The 4,886-nt window shown below is 47.0% G+C and carries 2 protein-coding genes and 2 pseudogenes; 2 read left to right on the top strand and 2 right to left on the bottom strand.

The window, feature by feature from the left end; translation table 11 throughout:
• Window positions 1-154 (top strand): annotated as a pseudogene (locus AC1DWM_RS29925) (IS66 family transposase); the annotation flags it as partial.
• Between the two features lie 245 nt (window positions 155-399).
• Here AC1DWM_RS29925 and AC1DWM_RS29920 read toward each other — a convergent pair.
• Together AC1DWM_RS29920 and AC1DWM_RS29915 are read right to left on the bottom strand one after the other, a co-directional pair.
• Window positions 400-1,287 (bottom strand): NAD-dependent epimerase/dehydratase family protein, encoded by an 888-nt coding sequence (locus tag AC1DWM_RS29920; protein ID WP_477796857.1) that lies wholly within the window; start codon window positions 1,285-1,287, stop codon window positions 400-402.
• 256 nt (window positions 1,288-1,543) lie between these two features.
• A complete protein-coding gene (locus AC1DWM_RS29915) occupies window positions 1,544-2,491 on the bottom strand; it encodes a glycosyltransferase (RefSeq protein ID WP_477796856.1) in 948 nt (315 codons plus the stop codon).
• A gap of 566 nt (window positions 2,492-3,057) precedes the next feature.
• Between AC1DWM_RS29915 and tnpC the strand changes: the two are divergent.
• Window positions 3,058-4,570, top strand: a pseudogene (gene tnpC / locus AC1DWM_RS29910) (IS66 family transposase).
• Window positions 4,571-4,886: the final 316 nt, after the last annotated feature.

The following is a 4,886-nucleotide window of genomic DNA, read 5'->3' as shown; positions in this document are numbered from 1 at the left end:
AGACCCGACCAGCCAATCCTGGATGTGGGTGCAGGCCAGTGGGCCGCCGGATCGAAAAGTCGTGCTGTTCGACTACACCTCCAGCCGGGCGCAGGAGGTGCCGTTGCGCCTGCTGGAAGGTTATCGCAGCTATGTCATGACCGACGAACGGGCAACAGCAGGAGGATCCGTTCGGCGCGTTAGGGCAGATAGTCAATGCAGCAGCCGTTGAGATCACGCAGTTCGCGGTAGGAATGGTAGGTAACTGCCATCCTACCGCGACCGTCACGCAAACGAACTTGGGGGTGAAATGCTACAGGATGACAGGAGCCTGGCGATTCCCCCATTAACGGCGGGTCAGGAGGACGATGACAGCCGGCACTGAAAATGGCGGCATAAAAAACACGGCTGACGCAACAACTACCTTGCAAAACGCCGAACGATCTCTGTCAATCCATAGCTAAAATAAAATCCATACGAAATTAATTTATCCGATGAGTACCTCACATCGCCCTTATTTCCAGTGCCTCTAAACATTTTTCGCACGAGATATGGCACGAATATAGGCAGGCACAATGGAAAATTAAGTTTTCCAGCCGGCAAGCCTGCTTTAGCAGCTTGATAAAGCGCCCATAAACCAGCATACGTATTAAGCGGTTCATGATCACATGAAACAAAAAAGCACTCAGGAGATAAAAAATCTTTGCCCATAAAAAAAACAGCAGCAGCCGCTACATCATCCGCATGAACAATATGCGCACACTCGGCACCTTTTATAAATAGCTTTAGACGGCTTATAATATTAGCGTGTATTGCTAGYCCTAGTGCTCCCGGCCGATCCGAATCAATCACATTAGTAGGACGAAGAATGACAACGCTGGCGCCGYTAATACCTTGTTTAACAAGTTTTTCCGCAGCCAACTTGCTATGCTCATAATCATCCTGCGGATGACATAGCGTGTCTTCAGTGACAATTTTTTGATTGGTTCTGCCAACAACACCAGCACTACTCATATAACAGAAGTATTTAATTTTTTCAGCGCGRCACGCCKTCAAAATCTGCTCCGTGCCAATCACGTTGGCCTGCCACATAGCTGAAGGTATATTTAGCTCAGCAGCACAGTGAAAAACCGATTCAGCACCAGCAATGAACTTGACAAGCATTGACTCATCACTMACATCACCTTTGTAGTGCGTTACATTAGGCTCATCTGCATGATATTGACGACTCAAAACTCTGACGTCATAGCCAATTTCTACTAGCGCACTTACAATTCTTCGGCCAACCATGCCGGTTCCGCCAGTCACACACGCTATAGCTCTAGACATAAATTATCAAACATCTTATTAGTTAATTTGATTTCAATACAATTAAAATAAAACCATTACGCATTACGCATTACGCATTACGCATTCCGCTATCGCTCTGATACTTACCTCMATCAACCGAATCCTTAACRTAAAAATAAAATATCAAACCGGATAATTATTTTGACRACATGAAGCTTCCAGAAAAACTACAGCCCCAGYAGCAACATAAAGACCAGATGCATTTACAGTAAATCTATCTCTTCCAAAAAGCAACYAACTTCCGCACATTCATAATRYTGCGCCTACCSCCAGAAAACAAAAGCTTAAAGAACTCAAAAGAGCAATTAAAATACCTGAATGCAATGATCGGTTTACCCGCACGTAAGAAAAAACAAAACAGYGAGTAAGAGTAGCCCACCTTGATTAAGGCGCCATCAATTATTTCACCATAAAAATTATTAAAATAAACAGCAACTTTATACGTATTTCTATCAAAACCAACCCTCCCCGCATCGGTAGAAAAATGCGATGCGCTAACAGGCARAATTCGATAAGTTGCTAATACCTCAGGTATATATCCAAMATCATATCGACCAGCAACATACAGCCAAGCCACATAGTCTTCCATTTTGGCATTGGTTATTTTTGCATGTTTGGCATAACCAAAAACAGCCTCGGCTTTAAGCATTACTGTGCAGGTCTTGTAAGGATTCCCCCTTAACAGACTTTTTTTTACATCACCGGTAGGCGGCGAGAAGCCTCTGGAAGCATCATGCGCAATTATAGTTCGACCTGTCTCCTGGATAAGAATATTAGTATCGCTGAACACTGCTCCACATTTTGGATTTTCGCGCATATAGTCAAACTGCTTTTGCAGTTTCTTATCATCATTCCAGAAATCATCGCCTTCGCATACAGCAATAAATTCGCCAGACGCGTATGAAAATGCAAGGTCAAAAATTTTCACACCTTGCGAATACATATTTTTTGGCTGCCGAATATATTTTATTCTACCTGGATATTTTAGACATAATGCACAAACCACTTCAYCAGTCTTATCAGTCGAAGAATCATCATGTACGACAATTTCATATTCAAAATCGGCCTTCTGAGACAGAAAAGACTCTATTGCCGAAGCAATAAATAATTCATGATTATATGTAACACATACAACACTTACAACTGGCTTRCAATACTCCAAAACCTAACCCTCCACTTTATAAATATAAACACTTTTGGCCCTACCAGAAAACTTGAACACCATAAACAGCAAGAACATAGCTACTAGATAGTAAAACGCCGAGTACTGCCTCCTCCCAAGACACAATCTGAAAAACCAGAATAAACAACAGAAAATTAGAAAATTAGAAAATTAGAAAATTAGAAAATTAGAAAATGGAAAAGATTACGTACTCCGCTATCGCTCTGATACTTACCTCAATCAATCAACCGAATCTTTAACGTAAAAATAAAATATCAAACCGGATAATTATTTTGACAACTTGAAGCCTCCAGAAAAACTACAACCCTAGCCCCCGCAGCAACATAAAGACCAGATGCACTTACAATAAATCTATCTCTCCCAAAAAGCACCTAATCTTCCGCACATTCATAATATTGCGCCTACCCCCAGAAAACAAAAGTTTAAAGAGCTCAAAAGAGCTCAAAAGAGCAAATAAAATACCTGAATGTGTTGCCGCTAACCGAAAACTGACCCAGTAAAGGCTGTTCTGCCGACTGAAAACTGACCCAGTGCTTCTCAAGCAAATGCTGCTTGATACCTATGAAGCTTTCGCTCGCGAGCAGGAAGTTAAGCAGGCCTACGAAACCCACATCGTTGATTTGAAAGAACAGATCAAGCTGTTAGGCGACCGTATATTCGGTCGTAAATCCGAGCAGACGGTTGAGCCCAACACCCCGCAACTGGCACTGTTCAACGAGCCCGAAAGCGAGCCCGAAAGCGAGCCGATGCTCGCCGTCGAGGATGCCGATAAAGAAGTCGTTGCTCCAGCTCCGCGCCGTGGCAAACGCAAGCCACTATCGGCTGATCTGCCGCGTATCGAAGTCATCCACGAACTACCCGAACACGAACTGACCTGTGCCTGCGGTTGCCGCAAACACGCCATCGGCGAAGAAACCAGCGAGCAGYTGGACATCGTGCCGATGCAGATCCGGGTGATCAAACATCCGCAAAGTCTATRGTTGCCGCGGTTGTGAAACGGCTCCGGTCACCGCTGACAAACCCGCTCAGTTGATTGAAAAAAGCATGGCCAGTCCGAGCGTGTTGGCGATACTGTTGACCACCAAATACGTCGATGGCCTGCCGCTGCATCGTTTCGAGACAGTGTTGAGCCGACACGGTATCRATATCCCGCGCCAGCCCTTGGCACGCTGGATCATCCAGTGCGGCGCGCACTTGCAACCGCTGCTCAATTTGATGCGCGACCGGTTGCTGGAGAGCCCGGTCATCCACTGCGATRAAACCCGCGTTCAGGTACTTAAAGAAYCGGATCGAGACCCGACCAGCCAATCCTGGATGTGGGTGCAGGCCAGTGGGCCGCCGGATCGAAAAGTCGTGCTGTTCGACTACACCTCCAGCCGGGCGCAGGAGGTGCCGTTGCGCCTGCTGGAAGGTTATCGCGGCTATGTCATGACCGACGATTACGCGGGTTATATTGCGTTGGCGTTGCGGCCGGGCGTGGAACGTCTGGCGTGCATGGCCCATGCGCGGCGCAAGTTCGTCGATGCTCAAAAAGTGCAGCCCAAGGGTAAGACGGGACGTGCCGATATCGCGCTGACAACGATCAACAAGCTGTATGGCATCGAGCGTGAATTCAAGGACGCCAGCGATGAACAGCGTTTTACTGGTCGTCAGGAAAAGAGCTTACCGATCCTGGCCCAGTTGAAAGGCTGGCTGGAAAAAACGCAGCCGCAGGTGACACCGCAAAGCGTACTGGGCAAGGCCGTGAATTATCTGGCCAACAATTGGAGCCGACTGGAGCGTTACGTAGAGGCTGGTTTTTTACCGATCGACAACAACCCGGCGGAGCGTGCAATAGAACCGTTTGTGATCGGGCGCAAGGCATGGTTGTTCAGCGACACGCCCAAAGGTGCGACGGCCAGTGCGCAAATCTATAGCTTGGTCGAGACCGCCAAAGTTAACGGCCAAGAGCCCTATACGTGGCTGCGCCACGTACTGGAGCGGTTGTCGTATGCGCAGTCGATGGCGGACTACGAAGCACTATTGCCATGGAACTGCTCGCCAGAGATGTCACGGTAAACACAAAGCGCATCTACCTTTAGGTGTGCTTTATGGATCGGATACAAACGAATTTGGGGTGAAATGCTGCAGGATGACAGGAGCCTGGCGATTCCCCCATTAACGGCGGGTCAGGAGGACGATGACAGCCGGCACTGAAAATGGCGGCATAAAAAACACGGCTGACGCAACAACTACCTTGCAAAACGCCGAACGATCTCTGTCAATCCATAGCTAAAATAAAATCCATACGAAATTAATTTATCCGATGAGTACCTCACATCGCCCTTATTTCCAGTGCCTCTAAACATTTTTCGCACGAGATATGGCATATGGC

This window comes from Pseudomonas sp. P4_C8, assembly GCF_056401975.1.
The sequence above is the reverse complement of the archived record's forward strand: the minus strand, read 5'-3'. Positions and strand labels throughout refer to the sequence as shown.